The sequence below is a fragment of the Curtobacterium sp. VKM Ac-2852 genome, from assembly GCF_013205045.1.
Lineage (GTDB): Bacteria > Actinomycetota > Actinomycetes > Actinomycetales > Microbacteriaceae > Curtobacterium > Curtobacterium flaccumfaciens.
This window is the reverse complement of sequence record NZ_JABMLI010000001.1, coordinates 314,311-330,113: the sequence shown is the minus strand read 5'-3', so window position 1 is coordinate 330,113 and position 15,803 is coordinate 314,311. Positions and strand designations below refer to the sequence as shown.

Sequence of the window (15,803 nt, the reverse complement as noted above, 5' to 3'; positions counted from 1 at the left end):
CGTGGCACGGGGCAACCGCTCCGGGCGCCGGACGACACGTGCGTCCGACCGATACTGCAAGAAGTCCGAGGAGGACATCCATGGCTGACAAGTCACTGAACCGCACCGAGCTCGTCGCTGCCGTCGCCGCTGAGTCCGGCCAGAGCCAGGCCACCGTCAACGGCGTCGTCGACGCGCTCTTCAGCGTCGTCTCGTCGTCCGTCGCCGACGGCACGAAGGTCACGATCCCCGGTTGGATCGCCTTCGAGAAGACGCACCGCGCCGCCCGCACCGGCCGCAACCCGCAGACGGGTGACGCCATCGAGATCGCCGCGAGCGACTCGGTCAAGGTCAGCGCCGGCTCGAAGCTCAAGGCTGCGGTCAAGTAAGACTGTTCCGCGCATCGGGAGGGACGGCTTCGGCCGTCCCTTTCGTCGTTCCCGGGGCGCGTGCGTGGACGTGTGCTCGGTCGGGCGGGCGTGCGTGCGCCCGGTGCGCATGTCCGGCCTGGAGGTCCGTGCCGGTTTGCACAGATCGGCTCGCCCCGTCCGTCGGCCGGGTGGGCACCGCCTAGGCTTGACGGGTGAATCGGATCGCGCGCATCGCCGGTCCCGCCGTGCTCCTGCTCGTCGGGTTCGTGGCGCTGCTCACGGCACTCGTCATCGGTGGGGGCGCGAACCCCGCACTCATCGCCGACCCGGGGCCCGTCGTCCGGTTCGGGCTGCCGATCGCCCGGCTCGTCGTCGACCTGTCCGCGGCCACCACGATCGGTGGGCTCGCGCTGGCGACCATCGGCCTCTCGCGCTCCGGCCCCGAGTGGAACCGCGCGATCGACGTCGCCGCCGGGGCCAGTGGCGTCTGGACGGTCGCGTCGGCCGTCGCCACGTTCTGCACGTTCCTCAGCGTCGCCGGTTCGCGCATCAGCATCGACGAGCAGTTCGGGCAGTCGATGGGGGTCTTCCTCACCGGCACCGAGCTCGGGCTGGCCTGGCTCGTGACCGTCCTCGTCGCCGCGGCGGTCACGGTGCTCTGCTTCGCCGTCCGTTCGCGGGGCATGGTCGCCCTGACCGCCGGCGTCTCGATGATCGGCCTCATCCCGCTCGCGCAGCAGGGCCACGCCGCCGGCACCGCGAGCCACGACGCCGCCGTGACGGCACTGGGGCTGCACCTGGTCGGTGCGGCGCTGTGGGTCGGTGGGCTCGTCATGCTCGTGCTGCTGCGCGGGGTGCTGCCCGGCGACCGGCTGGCGGCGGTCGTGGCCCGGTACTCGAGCATCGCCCTCGGCTGCTTCGTGCTCGTCGCCGTCTCGGGCACCGCGTCGGCGCAGATCCGCGTCGGGGCGCTGTCGAACCTGTTCACCCCGTACGGCACGCTCGTCCTGGTGAAGATCGGTGCGATCGTCGCCATCGGGGTCCTCGGCGCGGTGCAGCGTCGTCGGGCCATCCGTGCGCTGACCACCTCGCCCGATCGGCAGCGGCCCTTCTGGACCCTCATCGTCGTCGAGCTCGCGGTGATGGGCGTGGCGTCGGGGTTCGCCGCGGCACTCGGGCGGACCGCCACCCCGGTCGACCAGATCGCCCTGAGCAAGACCACCGACCCGAGCCCCGCGGAGCTCCTGACCGACGACCTGCTGCCGCACGCGCCCGGTGCGTGGGGCTGGCTGACCCAGTGGAACATCGACCTGTTCTGGCTGATGGCCGCCGTCCTGCTCGCTGCGACCTACGTGGCCGGCGTCGTGCGACTGCGGCGGAGCGGCGTGCGGTGGCCGGCGCGTCGCTCGATCGCCGCGGCCCTGGCGGTCGTGTCCCTGGTGGTCGCGACCTCGGGCTCGCTGCACCAGTACGACCGGTTCCTCGTCTCGGCGAACGTCGGTGCCCACGTGCTGCTCGGCCTGGTCGTCCCCGCCCTGGTGTGGGCGGCGGCACCCGTCGCCCTGATCCGCGCCGCCGTGCACCCCCGGAACGACGACAGCACGGGCGTGCGTGAGTGGACCGACGTCATCGTCGAGCACCCTTCCGTGCGGTACCTGGTGCAGCCGTTCCCCGCGTTCCTGCTCGCGGCGGCCCTGTGGTGGGCCTTCTTCGCCACCGATGCCGTCCGGTGGTCGGTGAGCGACCCCACCGGCCGCACCGTCAGCGACGCCGTGTTCCTGCTGGTCGGGCTGCTGGCCGTCCCGACGCTCTGCACACCGATCCCCGCCGGGCACCGTCGTCCGACCACGGCTGCCGCGGCCGTCCGGATCGTCGGGGCCGTGGTGATCGCGGCGGGCACGGTCTCGCTCGGCATCGCGATGCGCGGGCCGCTCGGGCTGCTGCAGGCCTCGTGGTTCGGCGCGATGGGCCGGACGTGGGGCCCGGATCCGCTCGTCGACCAGGCCCGGGCCGGCCTCGTCCTGATCGTCGCCGGGGTGCTGCTCCTGGTGACCGTGGTCGTGGTGGTGCTCGTGCGGCTGCGGCGTGACGGTGGAGACCCGGTCGATGTCGTCGACGCAGCTGCTGCCGGCGACGCAGCTGTGGCCGGTCCGACCGCCTCGGCCGAGCCCGCTGCCCGGGCCGACCAGGACGACCTGGACTTCGACGACGGCAGTGACGACCTCGAACCCTCGCCCGGGGCGGACGCCCGATGAGCATCGAGCTGAGCGACGAACAGCGCGCCGTCTTCGAGTACATCGAGCACACCCGCGACCACGTCTTCATCACCGGCCGGGCCGGCACGGGCAAGTCGACGCTGCTCAACCACCTGTCGTGGAACACCGAGAAGCAGGTCGTCATCTGCGCCCCGACGGGGGTCGCCGCGCTGAACGTCGGCGGCCAGACGATCCACTCCCTGTTCCGGCTGCCGATCGGACTCATCGCCGACGCCGAGCTGCGGCAGGGCCCGGACACCCGCAAGCTCCTCAACACGATCGACACCCTGGTCATCGACGAGGTCTCGATGGTCAACGCCGACCTGCTCGACGGCATGGACCGGTCGCTCCGCAAGGCCCGCGGTCGGCAGTTCGAGGCGTTCGGCGGCGTGCAGGTCGTGATGTTCGGCGACCCGTACCAGCTGCCCCCGGTGCCCGGCGACGCCGACGAGCGCGCCTACTTCACCGACCACTACCGGTCGATGTGGTTCTTCGACGCCAAGGTGTGGCTCGAGGCCGAGCTCAACATCATCGAGCTCGCCACGGTGCACCGGCAGCGCGACGACGCCTTCGCCGCGATGCTCACCGCGGTCCGGCACGGTCGGGTCACCGCGGACATCGCCGAGCAGCTCAACACCGCCGGGGCACGTCCGGCTCCGGACGACGCCATCACCCTGGCGACCCGCAACGACACGGTCGCCCGGATCAACAAGGCGGCCCTCGAACGGCTGCCCGGCAAGGTGAAGACCGCCAAGGCCGACGTGAACGGCGACTTCGGCGGACGCAACTTCCCGGCCGACGAAGCCCTCGAGCTGAAGCCCGGCGCGCACGTGATGTTCCTGCGCAACGACGCCGACCAGCGCTGGGTGAACGGCACCCTCGGCATCGTGACGGCCATCCGCGACACGGTGTGGGTCGACGTCGACGGTGAGTCGTTCGAGGTCCAGCCGTCGGTGTGGGAGAAGTTCAAGTACTCGTACGACGCGGACAAGAAGGAACTCAAGAAGGACACCGTCGGGGAGTTCCAGCAGTTCCCGCTCCGACTGGCCTGGGCTGTGACCATCCACAAGTCGCAGGGCAGCACCTACGACCGGGCCGTGGTCGACCTCGGCAACAGGGTGTTCAGCGCGGGCCAGACGTACGTGGCGCTGTCGCGGCTGACCTCGCTCGATGGGTTGTTCCTCACCCGCCCGCTCCGGCCGCAGGACATCATCGTGGACCTGGACGTCCGGCGCTTCATGTCCGAGGCGCCCCGCATCGTCGCCACCGAGCTCGAGGCCCCGAAGAAGCAGCCCGACGCCGAGCCCGACGCCAACTGACGCGTCCGACCTGCGGCTGCCCTGACGCCGCCGTCCGAGCGGGTTCCGTCCGTTGCGCGCGGGGCGGTTGAGCGGTCACGACTCCCCGTCGGTGCCGCCTCGAGCGGTCACGATCTGTCGCTTCGAAGCGCCCCAGTCGACGGTTCGTGACCGGCCGGCGGACCTGAGGGGGGAGTCGTGACCGGACGACACACCCGCGGGCCCCCGCCGCGCGCACACACGACGACGCCCGCCTGCCGGAGCGGCAGACGGGCGTCGGGGAGTGCCGTCGAGCGGGTGCGTCAGGCGCGCGCCGCTCGCAGCGCGCGGAGGTTCTCCTTGTCGGCACCGAGCGCGGTGAGCAGCAGGAGCACACCGACGACGGCGTGGAACACGTTGTCCGTGGTGTTGAGGGCGAAGACGTTGGCCGAGGTGTCGACGAAGACGAAGCCGTACACCGCGAAGAGGACGAGCAGGACCCCGACGAGCAGGTTGCCGTTGCGTGATCCGACGGTGTTGCCGAGGCCGGTGATGAGCAGCACTGCGGCGAGCAGCACCCACACCAAGCAGAGCGCCGGGTTCACGCCGAACGCGTTCCACAGCATGCCGCCCTGGCGGTTGAAGAAGCCCGGGTCGCCGTCGGCGGCGAAGAAGAAGCCCAGGACGCCCCAGAGTGCGAGGACGCTGCCGGCCGTGAGTGCGAGACCCCGGTTCGGCGAGGCGATGATGCCCGGTTCCTTGATGGCCACTTCGGTTTCCTCCTCGTACACTGCCGACGCGACGTGCGTCGGTCCCGCGTGGTGCGACGGCCCGGCGGGGATCACGGATCCCCTCGTGTCAGCGCGCAGTGCACGGCCGACGGGGGTGCGGTTCCCAGCCTCCGGCCGGTGCTCCAACGGTATCGTGTCGGACCCCGACCGACCCAATCGCAGCGCCGCCGCCAGTCGTGCGACGAGCCCGACGACGACCACCCCGAGGAGGACCAGCCCGGTGACCTTGACACCCGAGCGCAGTGCATCCGAGTCGCGCGGACCGTGGGTCTCGCGGCGGGTGCGGTGGGCTGCGCTGGCGGCTCTGGGGTTCGTGATCGTGCCTCTCGTCTACGGGGTCGCGGTGCTGACCCCGGTCGGTCAGAAAGCGGAGGACGCCGCGCTCGGCGGGGTCCGGGAGTCCGACCTGTTCAGTTCGGACACTGCGCTCAACGTCATCTCGGTGCCGGTGATCCTGTTGCTCGTCGTCGTGATCGTCGCCGTGGCGTTCGCCAGACGGCGGCTCTCGGTGGGGCTCGGCGCGGGGGTCGTGGTGCTCGCGTCGGCGGCCACCTCGACGCTCGTCAAGCGTATCGCCGTGCGCCCTGAGATCGCTCAGTCCACGACGCCGAACTCGTTCCCGTCCGGGCACGCGACGATCGCGCTGGCGGCGCTGTTCGCCGTCCTGATGGTCACGCCTCGTCGGTTCCGCCCGCTGGTGACCATCGTCGGCGCCGGGTACGCGGTCTTCGTGGCGAACCAGACCGTGGTCTACGGCTGGCACCGGGTCAGCGACATCATCGGTGCCTGCGCGATCGCGATGTTCTGGCTCGGGATCGTCCGCGCGGTCGGGCCCCGGGTCGACCGCGGGCTCCGGGGCGACCGTGACGGTCGGCGGGGGCCGCGGCGGGTGGTGAGCGTCGTGCTCCTCGTCGCGACCGGGGTCACGCTGGCGATCGGTGTCGCGGCGCTCGTGGTCGGCCTGACCGGCAGCGGCGCGCACGACCACGCTGCGATCCTGGTTGCGGGACGGCTGGCGTCCAGTGCGAGCGTCCTGGCGGTCGTGACCATCGTGTGGTTCCTCGACGGGATGCACCACGCCGCGCGCACCGACCCGGCCGCGCTGCCGGCCGCCGGCTGACACGGCCACGCTGCCGGCCGCCGGCTGACCCGGCCACGCTGCCGGCCCCCGGCTGACCCGGGGAGCCGAGTCGGGCCTCCAGGCCGCCCGTCCGACGGGCGTGAGCCTGGCGGGAATGCCACGCCGTGCGCTACGTTGTACCGAGCAAGTCGATGCAAACGCATCGAAATCGCGAAAGGCGGCGTATCATGCAGTTCGGCATCTTCACGGTCAGTGACGTCACGACCGACCCCACGACCGGCACCACGCCGGACGACACCCAGCGCGTCCGCGACATCCTGACGATCGCCGAGCACGCCGACCAGGCCGGGCTCGACGTCTTCGCGACCGGTGAGCACCACAACCCGCCGTTCGTGGCCTCGTCGCCGACCACGCTGCTCGCCTACCTGGCGGCGAAGACGAAGGACATCACCCTGTCCACGTCGACGACCCTGATCACCACCAACGACCCGGTGCGCATCGCCGAGGAGTACGCGATGCTCCAGGTCGTCTCCGACGGCCGCATGGACCTGATGATGGGCCGCGGCAACACCGGTCCCGTCTACCCGTGGTTCGGGCAGGACATCCGCCAGGGCGTCAACCTGGCGATCGAGAACTACGCACTCGTCCGCCAGCTCTGGGAGAACGACGTCGTCAACTGGCAGGGCAAGTTCCGCACGCCGCTGCAGGGCTTCACCTCGACCCCGCGTCCGCTCGACGGTGTCCCGCCGTTCGTCTGGCACGGCTCGATCCGCACGCCGGAGATCGCCGAACAGGCCGCCTACTACGGTGACGGCTTCTTCCACAACAACATCTTCTGGCCGATCCAGCACACCGAGCAGATGGTCGGCCTGTACCGCCAGCGCTTCGAGCACTACGGGCACGGCCGCGCCGACCAGGCGATCGTCGGGCTCGGTGGGCAGTTCTTCGCGCGGAAGAACTCGCAGGACGCGATCAACGAGTTCCGGCCCTACTTCGACAACGCTCCGGTCTACGGTCACGGCCCCTCGATGGAGGACTTCACCGCCCAGACCCCGCTCACCGTCGGTTCGCCGCAGCAGGTCATCGACCGGTACGCGGCGATGAAGGACCACGTCGGCCACTACCAGCGCCAGCTGTTCCTCATCGACCATGCGGGTCTGCCGCTCAAGACGGTGCTCGAGCAGATCGACATCCTGGCGACGGACATCGTGCCGGAGCTGCGCAAGCTGAACGACGAGGGCCGCCCCGCCGACGTCCCGTCGGACCCGCCGTCGCACGCGGCACGTGCCGCTGCCGCGATGGCGGCCGGCACCGTCGGCAGCGACCACGTCGCCGCCGAGGACGAGTGGACGGGCGCGTCCGTCTGACGCGTGCCGTGAGCGCCACCACGAGCGGACGGGAGGCCCGGTGCCAGCTGGCACCGGGCCTCCCGTCCGTCTCGGCGCGCGTCCTCGGGCCCGCGCCGACGTCACGGGGCCAGCGAGACCTCACGGGGTCGCTGGTGCGTGAGCTGTCGCTCAGCGCGTGAGTTCGGCAGCAGGCTCCGCGGCGGGGCGGGCCGGCACCAGCTTGAGGCCCACGACGCACCCGACGATGCCGGCGATGAACAGCAGGCGCAGGACGGTGACGGGCTCCGCGCCGGTGGCCATGCCCCACAGCACCGTGAGCGCGGCGCCGGTACCGGTCCACACTGCGTAGGCCGTGCTGATCGGGATGTGCTTGAGGACGTAGCCGAAGGCGACCAGGCTGATCACGATCGTGACGGCGAACACGATCGTCGGTCGGAGCTCGGTGAAGCCGTCGCTCTCGCCGAGGGCGGTCGCCCAGACGGTCTCGAGCGCGGCGCTGACGAACAGGACGATCCACGCCACGTCAGCTCACCACCTTGAGGCCGATGACGCACGCCACCAGGCCGAAGACCAGGGCGAGGCGGGCGAAGGACGCGGCCTCCTGCCGTCGGAGGATCGCGACGACCACGGTCAGGCTCGCCCCGATGCCGACCCAGACGGCGTAGGCGGTGCCGACCGGGATGCTCTTCATCGCGAACGCCAGCCCCACCATGCTCAGCGCCATCCCGGCGACGAACACGATCGTGGGGACGACCTTCTTGAAGCCGTTCGAGGCGCTGAGGGCGGTGGCCCAGACGGCCTCGAGCACGCCGCTGAGCACGAGGATTGCCCATGCCATGACGATGTCCTTTCCTGCGGGGATCGTTCGTTCTCGTTGTCGTACGACTGTGCGACAACGACATCGACGGTAGCACGAGTTCGTACGACTGTGCGAGTATGGCGTCGTGGCCAGGAGCATGGACGTCGACGAACGGCGCCGCACCGTGTCCGAGGCGGCCTGCAGGGTCCTCGCCCGCGACGGCCTCGGAGCGCTGAGCGTGCGCAACGTCGCCGCCGAGGCGGGGCTGCCGCCGAGCACGGTCCGCTACACGTTCCCGACCCAGGCGAGCGTCCGCGAGCACACCATCACGCTCGTGTTCGACCGGATCCGCGAGCGCATCGATGCCATCCCGGCTGACCTCACGCCCGCCCGACGCGCCCGCCGGATCGTGCTCGAGCTGCTGCCCCTCGACGAGGAGCGGGTCATCGAGCTCGAGGTCTACCTGGCACTCGGCAACGCCGCGCTCACCGACGTCGCGCTCCGGCCGACGCTCGACCGCACCGTCGCGGCGATGCGGATGTGGTGCGAGGAGATCCTCCGGTTGCTCGGCGTGCCGGCGGACGACCGGGAGTACGAAGCCTGCCGTCTGCACGCGCTCCTGGACGGGCTCGCGATGCAGGTCGTCCGACTGGCTCCGGGGGAGTCCGGCGACTGGGCGATCGACGTACTCGACCGACACCTGGCAGGCGTCGCCGCGGCCTGATCGCGCGGCCCCCTCGCACCGTGCGAGGGGGGCGCGCGGGTCGTGCGAGGTTCCGTACTCGGTGGGAGGCTCGCGACCCCGCACCGAGTACAGAACCTCGCACCGAACGATTCACCGGCCATCCCCTCGCACGGTGCGAGGGCCCGCGCAGCCCCGGGCAGGACGCGTCACCTATCCTGTCCCGGTGACGACGACCACGCGGCCGCCGCAGCGCACCCGGAGCCTCACCGGCCCCGGCCTGGTGCTGCTCGCCGTCGTCGTCCTGCTGGGGATCCGGCTGTTCTCCCCGAGCATCGGGTCGACCGGGCTGCCGGACGTCGTGCAGGACTTCCTCACGCTGGCGATCAGCGTCGTCGTCGAGTCCCTGCCGTTCGTGGTGCTCGGCATCCTGCTGTCGATCGTCGTCGAGGTCTGGGTGCCGGTCGGCGCGCTCGAGAAGGTCCTGCCGCAGAACGCCTTCGGCCGTCGCGCCGTGATCTCCCTGATCGGCATGCTGTTCCCGGTGTGCGAGTGCGGCAACGTCCCGCTCGCCCGCGGCCTGATGATGCGCGGGTTCACGCCGGCCGAAGCCGTCACGTTCCTCGTCGCGGCCCCGATCCTCAACCCGCTCGTCATCATCAGCACCGCGCAGGCGTTCGGCTGGTCCGGGTGGATCCTGCCGGTGCGCATCGTCGGCGGGTTCGTCATCGCGAACCTCGTCGGCTGGATCGTCGCCGCGCACCGCCGTCCGGCCGACCTGCTGCTCCCCGCCTTCGAGGCCCGGTGCCGTGCGGCCGTCGGAGCGCCCCGCGGCCTGCAACGTTGGCGCCAGAGCGCCGCGCAGTTCGGCGGCGAGACGGCGACGATGATGCCGGCGCTGTTCGTCGGTGCCGGCCTCGCCGCGGCGATCCAGGTCGCCGTGCCCCGCTCGACCCTGGTGGCCGTCGGCTCGAACCCGGTGCTGTCCGTCGCGGCGATGATGCTGCTGGCGATGACGGTGTCGCTCTGCTCGAACGTCGACGCCTTCTTCGCGCTGTCGTTCGCGTCGACGTTCCTGCCCGGGTCGATCACGGCCTTCCTGATCATCGGGCCGATCATCGACGTCAAGATGATCGCCCTGCTGCGCACGACGTTCCGGGTCCGCTTCCTGGTGCTGCTGTCCGTCGTGTGCGTCCTGTTCGCCGGAACTGTCGGGTTGGTGATGAATGTCCTCGTCTGATGCACGTAGCAACGCGGCCGCGTACCTGGGTCTCGGGTCGGTGCTGGCCGCGGCGCTCTGCACGCTGTGGCTCGCGCTGGTCGGGCACCTCGACCTGTACATCAACCCGCGGTACTCGGTGTTCACGGTCGTGCTCGCCGCCGTCGGCGTGCCTGCGTCGATCGCCGGACTGGTGGCCACCGCCCGGGGGTACGGCCACACGCACGGCGACGAAGCGGACGAGCCCCCTGCCGACGAGCACGACGACGCCGCTGATGCCCACGGGCACGAGCACGACGCCGACGCCGACGCCCACGAGCCGCGCCCCGGCCGCGGTCGCGCCGTCCGCCTCGCCCTCGGCGGTGCCGCCGCCGTCGTCACGATCGGCGTCACGGTCGCGATGCTCGTCCTGCCGCCGACGACCCTGTCCGCCCGCACCGCCCAGCAGCGGAGCGTGGACTCCGCGACCCTGTCCAACGCGACCGGCTCCGAGTCCGCGGTGCAGCTGCTCGGCAGCGAGGGCGTCGACACCTCGAAGTACGGCGTCAAGGACTGGGCCGCGCTGATCCGGCAGACCACCGACACCACGGCCCTCGTCGGCAAGCAGGTCGAACTGTCCGGCTTCGTGGTGCCGGGCGACGACGGGTCCTTCACCCTCACCCGCTTCGTGATCAGCTGCTGCGCCGTGGACGCGCAACCGGTCGGCCTCGGCGTCGTGACCGGCGACGGCACCGGGGCCGTCCCCGACGAGGGGCAGTGGGTCACCGTCCGCGGAGCCCTGGCCGCCAACCCGGACCAGTCCGCCGACGCCCGCATCGTCGTCAAGGCCGCGAAGATCACCGACATCGCGCAGCCCGAGGACCCGTATGAGTTCTGAGCGCCGCCGAGACCAGCGCCGCGGAGAACAGCGCCACGAAGGCCACCGCCGCGGAGACCAGCGCCGCGAGCGCCGCCCCGTCGCACACCGCTTCCACCGCCGGTACGTCGCCGTCGTGGTGGTCCTCGCCGTGGTCGCCGCGCTCGCCGCGGTCGTCGGCTCGCAGCAGGGCCCGCGGCTCCGCGACGTGTCCTACGACGCGACCGGCCTCGTCACCCGTCCGGCCCAGCGGGTGATCCTGACGGCGAACCAGGCGCTGCAGAAGGTCGCCGCCGCCGACGTACGGGTCAGCCCGGCTGCGCCGCACACCGTGACCTCGAGCGGCAACACGATCGCGGTCGAGTTCGCCGGCCCCCTGGCCTACGACCGCGAGTACACCGTGACGGTCGCGGGGGTCCGGGCACCCGGGCAGCGCGCCACGTCCGACCTGACGGCGGCGATCCGCACCGGCAGCACCGACGTGCTCGCACTCGTGCCGGGGCAGGCCGGGGCGAAGGACCGCATCGTCCGGCGATCCCTCGATGCGGGCGGCGCCACCACGGTCTACGAGGGCGCCGCGATCTCCGAGTACGCCCGGCTCGGCCGTTCCCTGGTGGTCGTGAGCGGCACGGATGCCAGCTCGTCCGTCGACATCGTGGCGCTGAGCGGTGGCGTGCAGGACGCCGACGCCCCCGTCGAACACCTCACCCTGCCGACCTCCGAGGGCCGCGTCACGGCGCTCCACGTCGCCGACGACGGTGCCTCGTTCGGGTTCGAGTACGCCGACACCTCGACCGGGCAGTCCCGGAACACCGGCCTGTACGTGGTCGACATGACGGGCACGCACATGCCCACGGCGATCGCGGCGAACGGCAAGCCGAAGACGGGCGCCGTGCCGATGACCGTCGGGCAGTGGGCCTACGTGCCGCGGACCGAGAGCGCCCTGGTCCGGACGGGCGGCGACGACCTGGTGCTCGTCGACATGAGCGGGCGTGCCGACCCGGTCCGGCTCGGCAGCGCCACCTACCTGCACGGCTTCGTCGGCACCGGCACCACGGCCGTCGTCGAGACGGGCACCGGCATCGAGCGGCTGGACCTGACGGACGGGTCGAAGTCGGCGCTGCATGCGCCCGCCGCGAGTACCGATGCGGCCGTCCTCGGCCGCATCGCCCAGCTGTCCGACGACACGTACCTGCGGGTGCTGGGTGACGTGCGGTCGGACGGCACCATCGCGGCACGGATCGTGCGTGTGGACGGGGGACGGGCCTCCCGGCTGCCGGTGACGATCCCGGACGACGCGAGCGTCACCGCGGTCTGCCCGTCCCCGAACAGCCAGTTCGTCGCGATCGCGACGAAGTCGGCGACCGGCGAGCTCGTGAGCATCGTCGACGCGGCCTCCGGCGCGCTCGAGGCGAGCATCGACGCCGGCTCCGTCGACTGGTGCGGCGCGCTGCCGTCCGGTGACGAGGTCGGCTGACAGTCCCGAGACGACACAGACTGGAGGCCCGGTACCAGCTGGTACCGGGCCTCCAGTTTGTCAGGTGGTGACGACTAGGCCAGCGTGGCCGCGTCGATCACGAAGCGGTAGCGGACGTCCGAGGACAGCACGCGCTCGTAGGCCTCGTTGATCTGGTCGGCGCTGATGAGCTCGGTCTCCGGGAGGATCCCGTGCTCGGCGCAGAAGTCGAGCATCTCCTGGGTCTCCTGGATGCCGCCGATGGCGGAACCCGCCCAGCTGAGCCGACGCGGGATGAGCGCGAAGGCCGGCACCTCGAGCGGCTCGGACGGAGCACCCACGTTGACGAGCGTGCCGTCGACCTTGAGCAGGCCGAGGTACGCACCCATCGGGATCTTCGCCGAGACGGTGTTGATGATCAGCTCGAAGGAGTTCGCGAGCTTCTCGAACGTCTCCGGGTCCTTCGTCGCGTAGTGGGCCTTCGCGCCGTAGCGGAGCGAGTCCTCCTGCTTGGAGGTGGTCTGCGACAGGACGGTGACCTCGGCGCCGAGCGCGACGGCGATCTTGACGGCCATGTGGCCGAGCCCGCCCATGCCGACGACGGCGACCTTGGTGCCGGGGCCGGCGTTCCAGTGGTGCAGCGGCGAGTAGGTGGTGATGCCGGCGCAGAGCAGCGGCGCGACCTTCTCGATGTCGAGCGACTCGGGGACTCGGAGGACGAAGTCCTCGTTCACCACGACGGCCTGCGAGTAGCCGCCCTGGGTGATCGAGCCGTCGGCCGGGTCGACGCTGGCGTAGGTGCCGATGTTGCCCTTGAGGCAGTACTGCTCCTGGCCGGCGACGCAGTTCTCGCACTCGCCGCACGAGTTCACCATGCAGCCGACGCCGACGCGGTCGCCGACCTTGTGCTTGGTGACGTTCTCGCCGACCTCGGTGACGTGGCCGACGATCTCGTGGCCGACGACCTGCGGGTACTGGATGGGGCCCCACTCACCGCGGACGGTGTGGATGTCCGAGTGGCAGATGCCGGCGTAGGCGATGTCGATCGCGACGTCGTCCGGGCCGACGTCCCGACGGGTGATGGTGGTCTTGACGAGCGGCTCGGTCGCTGACGGTGCCGCGTACGCGTTGACGGTGCGCAATGATCTCCTCGTGGGGGTGGTGCGTTGCGGGCCGGTTCCGGCCCGGAACCAGTGTGCGCGCCGCCGCGGCCGGGTGGGAGGTACAACCAGGACACCCCTGTGCCCGCGGACCGGCGCGTCGCGGTGCTCGCGTCGTTCTGCTCGCTCAGGCGAGCCGGGCCAGCCGCTGCCCCGCGATCGTGGCGAAGCGCAGCGGGTCGGCGAGGGCGTCGTCGGGCTCGCCGGTGGTCTGCGTCGCGAGCACGGTGAGCGACGCGGCGGCCCCGTAGTCGTCGAGCGGGGCCTCGATCGCGCCGGCGACGAGCATCGAGCGGGCTCCGGGAGCGTGCGCCGCGGTCAGGTCGCGGACCACCGAGGGCACCTTGCCGACGGCGCTCTGGCCGTCGAAGCACCCTTCGCCGCTGATCACCACATCGGCACCGTCGAGCAGCGCCGGCAGCCCGAGGACCTCGGCGACGGCCGCGGCCCCACCGGCGAGCGTGGCGCCCCACACCAGCAGGCCGAACCCGACACCGCCGGCGGCTCCGGCGCCCGGGGTGTCCGGGTGGACGTCGGGGAAGCGCGCGGCCCAGGTTGCGAGTCGGTCGTCGAAGGACGCCACACGGTCGGGCGTGATGCCCTTCTGCGGGCCGAAGACGGTTGCGGCACCGGTCGGACCGAGCAGCGGAGAGGTCACGTCGGTGAGCACGGTGACACCGAGCGGGGGGAGCGCGCGGAGGCCGCCGGTGCCGGCTCCTCCGCTGTCGAGTCCGAGCGCCTCGAGCACCGGACGCCCGCCGTCGGTGGACGCGCTGCCCCCGATGCCGAGCACGAGTCCCGTCGCACCGGCGTCGAGCGCGGCGGCGATCGCCTCGCCGAACCCGCGGCTCGTCGCCGCGTCCGGCATCGGTGCGTCGAGCAGGGGGAGGCCGCTCGTCGCCGCGAGCTCCACCACCGCGCGGCCGTCCGGCAGTCGCAGCCAGTGGGTGTCGACCGGCGTACCGGCCGGTCCGGTCACGGTGACGGGGACCCGGACGGCTCCGGGGACCGCGGACTCGAAGGCGTCGAGCGTGCCCTCGCCGCCGTCGGCCATCGGGACGAGCACCACGTCGTCGTCGGGGCGTTCGGTCAGCCAGCCGTCGCGGACCGCCGCAGCGATCGACGCCGCCGTCGCGGTGCCCTTGAACGAGTCCGGAGCCACGATGATGCGCACGGCTCCCACCGTAGTGGCCGGTCGCCAGACGCCGGCGTGCGTGCGAGACGCCGGCGTGTGCGCGTGTGCGCGTGTGCGAGACGCCGGCGTGCGCGCAGGACGCCTCGTTGTCCTCGAGACGCCTCCGGATCCGGCGGCGTTTCGACGACATGGCGGCGTCGAACGAACACGCCGGCGTCTCGCGAACGACCGCGCGCTGGCCTCAGGGCGCGGGCAACGGCTCCGGCAGGGCGAAGCGCGGGCGCGGCACCCCGCCCGTCGCGAGGTCCGCGAGCATCTCGCCGAGCAGCGGCGCGAACTTGAAGCCGTGCCCGGAGAACCCCGTCGCCACCGTGAGCGGCCCGACCCGGTCGATGACGAAGTCCTCGTCGGGGGAGTTATCGTACAGGCAGCTGATGAACTCAGGCTTCGTCGCGTCGACCCCCGGCACGTACCGCGCGACGTACGCCTGTAGTCGCTCGGCCTCGGCAGGCACGGGCACGAAGTCCCGGTGGTCCGGGTCGACGACGGGGCCGGTGCCGTGGAACCCGACCTTGACGCCCTCGCCCGGCGTCAGCAGCCCGTACACGTCGTCGCCGTCGGCCCAGTGCACGAAGCTCGGCCAGGCCGCGTCCGGCAGGTGACTGGGGAAGTGCGCCGGCTGCTCCTGGGTGACGCGGATGGCCGGGAGGCCCGCCCCGCGTCCGGCGAGCAGCCCGCCGACCAGCGTGGGAGCCCACGAGCCCACGGCGGCCACCACGGACGCGGTACGGACCGCGCTGCCGTCGGACAGCGCCACGGTGACGTCGTCACCGTGGTCCTCGAGCCCGGTGACCCGCGTGTCGAACCGCAGGTCGGCGAGACCGGTCCGTTCGGCCAGCGTCAGGAACACCTCGATCGTCCGGTCGGAGCGGATGCGCCCGGCGGAGGGATGGGTCAGCACGCGCCCCTCGAACGCGATGCCGGGCCAGCGCGCCGCCGCCTGGTCCGGGGTCAGGGACTCGTGCGGGATGCCCGCGTCGGCGAGGGCGGCGGCGATCGCGTCGACGACCTCGGGCCGACCGTGGTCGACGGCCCCCGTACGGAGGATGAGCTCCTCGCCGGCGGCGGCCTCGAGCGCTCCCCACAGTTCGAGCGCCCGGGTGGTCAGGGCGACGTACTCCGGGTCGGCGTAGCCCTGCCGGAAGATCCGGGTCGCACCGTGCGAGGAACCGAGGTGGTGGCCGCGGGCGTGCTGTTCCACGAGCAGGACGCGCTCGCCGCGGGCGGTGAGGGCGTACGCGGTCGCAGCGCCGACGACCCCGGCACCGATGACGACCACGGGTGCGATGTGTTCCGGGGAACCGGGAGAGGAGGACATGCGGCGAGCGTACGT

15 protein-coding genes are annotated in these 15,803 nt (G+C 71.9%); 9 read left to right on the top strand and 6 right to left on the bottom strand.

What is annotated here, in order from left to right:
- Positions 1 to 80: 80 nt before the first annotated feature.
- From HQQ79_RS01555 to HQQ79_RS01545, 3 genes are all read left to right on the top strand, one after another.
- Complete coding sequence (locus HQQ79_RS01555) at positions 81 to 368, top strand: HU family DNA-binding protein (protein ID WP_017886454.1); 288 nt, start codon at positions 81 to 83, stop codon at positions 366 to 368.
- 194 nt (positions 369 to 562) lie between these two features.
- Positions 563 to 2,605 (top strand): cytochrome c oxidase assembly protein, encoded by a 2,043-nt coding sequence (locus HQQ79_RS01550; RefSeq protein ID WP_173032269.1) that lies wholly within the window; start codon positions 563 to 565, stop codon positions 2,603 to 2,605.
- The gene (locus tag HQQ79_RS01545) at positions 2,602 to 3,924 is read left to right on the top strand and encodes an ATP-dependent RecD-like DNA helicase (protein ID WP_173032268.1); all 1,323 of its coding nucleotides are present in this window, start codon (positions 2,602 to 2,604) and stop codon (positions 3,922 to 3,924) included. The genes HQQ79_RS01550 and HQQ79_RS01545 overlap by 4 nt, the downstream gene beginning before the upstream one ends.
- A 281-nt stretch (positions 3,925 to 4,205) precedes the next feature.
- On the opposite strand, the gene HQQ79_RS01540 is transcribed toward HQQ79_RS01545, so the two are convergent.
- Positions 4,206 to 4,652, bottom strand: coding sequence for a DUF4383 domain-containing protein (locus HQQ79_RS01540; RefSeq protein WP_173032267.1), 447 nt, complete (start codon positions 4,650 to 4,652; stop codon positions 4,206 to 4,208).
- 241 nt (positions 4,653 to 4,893) lie between these two features.
- On the opposite strand from HQQ79_RS01540, the gene HQQ79_RS01535 reads away from it, so the two are divergent.
- Entirely contained in the window at positions 4,894 to 5,793 is a 900-nt protein-coding gene (locus tag HQQ79_RS01535; RefSeq protein ID WP_173032266.1) for a phosphatase PAP2 family protein, read from the top strand.
- 188 nt (positions 5,794 to 5,981) lie between these two features.
- Positions 5,982 to 7,121, top strand: coding sequence for a CE1758 family FMN-dependent luciferase-like monooxygenase (locus HQQ79_RS01530; RefSeq protein ID WP_027464948.1), 1,140 nt, complete (start codon positions 5,982 to 5,984; stop codon positions 7,119 to 7,121).
- A 150-nt stretch (positions 7,122 to 7,271) separates the two neighbouring features.
- Here the strand turns inward: HQQ79_RS01530 and HQQ79_RS01525 are convergent, their stop codons facing one another.
- On the bottom strand, positions 7,272 to 7,625 hold the full coding sequence (locus tag HQQ79_RS01525; protein WP_071246233.1) for a multidrug efflux SMR transporter: 354 nt from the start codon (positions 7,623 to 7,625) through the stop codon (positions 7,272 to 7,274).
- Between the two features lies 1 nt (position 7,626).
- A complete protein-coding gene (locus HQQ79_RS01520; protein WP_027464946.1) occupies positions 7,627 to 7,941 on the bottom strand; it encodes a multidrug efflux SMR transporter in 315 nt (104 codons plus the stop codon).
- A 106-nt stretch (positions 7,942 to 8,047) separates the two neighbouring features.
- Here HQQ79_RS01520 and HQQ79_RS01515 point away from each other — a divergent pair, with 106 nt between their 5' ends.
- The 4 genes from HQQ79_RS01515 (at position 8,048) to HQQ79_RS01500 (ending at position 12,136) form a co-directional block, all read left to right on the top strand.
- Entirely contained in the window at positions 8,048 to 8,626 is a 579-nt protein-coding gene (locus HQQ79_RS01515) for a TetR/AcrR family transcriptional regulator (RefSeq protein ID WP_367948035.1), read from the top strand.
- 184 nt (positions 8,627 to 8,810) lie between these two features.
- Positions 8,811 to 9,824: a permease gene (locus HQQ79_RS01510; protein WP_173032265.1), complete on the top strand. Its 1,014-nt coding sequence runs from the start codon at positions 8,811 to 8,813 to the stop codon at positions 9,822 to 9,824.
- Positions 9,811 to 10,680, top strand: coding sequence for a TIGR03943 family protein (locus HQQ79_RS01505; protein WP_173032264.1), 870 nt, complete (start codon positions 9,811 to 9,813; stop codon positions 10,678 to 10,680). The genes HQQ79_RS01510 and HQQ79_RS01505 overlap by 14 nt, the downstream gene beginning before the upstream one ends.
- Positions 10,670 to 12,136 carry a hypothetical protein gene (locus tag HQQ79_RS01500; RefSeq protein WP_173032263.1) on the top strand — a complete coding sequence of 489 codons (1,467 nt, stop codon included), beginning with the start codon at positions 10,670 to 10,672 and terminating at the stop codon, positions 12,134 to 12,136. Before HQQ79_RS01505 ends, HQQ79_RS01500 begins: the two co-directional genes overlap by 11 nt.
- 74 nt (positions 12,137 to 12,210) lie before the next feature.
- On the opposite strand, the gene HQQ79_RS01495 is transcribed toward HQQ79_RS01500, so the two are convergent.
- The 3 genes from HQQ79_RS01495 to HQQ79_RS01485 all read right to left on the bottom strand — a co-directional run bounded on the left by HQQ79_RS01495 (position 12,211) and on the right by HQQ79_RS01485 (position 15,788).
- A complete protein-coding gene (locus HQQ79_RS01495; protein ID WP_071404920.1) occupies positions 12,211 to 13,257 on the bottom strand; it encodes an NAD(P)-dependent alcohol dehydrogenase in 1,047 nt (348 codons plus the stop codon).
- Positions 13,258 to 13,402: 145 nt separating this feature from the next.
- The gene (locus HQQ79_RS01490) at positions 13,403 to 14,449 is read right to left on the bottom strand and encodes a glycerate kinase (protein ID WP_173032262.1); all 1,047 of its coding nucleotides are present in this window, start codon (positions 14,447 to 14,449) and stop codon (positions 13,403 to 13,405) included.
- Between the two features lie 202 nt (positions 14,450 to 14,651).
- On the bottom strand, positions 14,652 to 15,788 hold the full coding sequence (locus tag HQQ79_RS01485) for an FAD-dependent oxidoreductase (protein WP_173032261.1): 1,137 nt from the start codon (positions 15,786 to 15,788) through the stop codon (positions 14,652 to 14,654).
- Positions 15,789 to 15,803 lie beyond the last annotated feature (15 nt).

Coding starts and splice junctions, on each gene's coding strand:
- HQQ79_RS01555 (WP_017886454.1), top strand. CDS start 81: ATGGCTGACAAGTCACTGAACCGCACCGAGCTCGTCGCTGCCGTCGCC.
- HQQ79_RS01545 (WP_173032268.1), top strand. CDS start 2,602: ATGAGCATCGAGCTGAGCGACGAACAGCGCGCCGTCTTCGAGTACATC.
- HQQ79_RS01530 (WP_027464948.1), top strand. CDS start 5,982: ATGCAGTTCGGCATCTTCACGGTCAGTGACGTCACGACCGACCCCACG.
- HQQ79_RS01520 (WP_027464946.1), bottom strand. CDS start 7,941: ATGGCATGGGCAATCCTCGTGCTCAGCGGCGTGCTCGAGGCCGTCTGG.
- HQQ79_RS01505 (WP_173032264.1), top strand. CDS start 9,811: ATGTCCTCGTCTGATGCACGTAGCAACGCGGCCGCGTACCTGGGTCTC.
- HQQ79_RS01500 (WP_173032263.1), top strand. CDS start 10,670: ATGAGTTCTGAGCGCCGCCGAGACCAGCGCCGCGGAGAACAGCGCCAC.
- HQQ79_RS01485 (WP_173032261.1), bottom strand. CDS start 15,788: ATGTCCTCCTCTCCCGGTTCCCCGGAACACATCGCACCCGTGGTCGTC.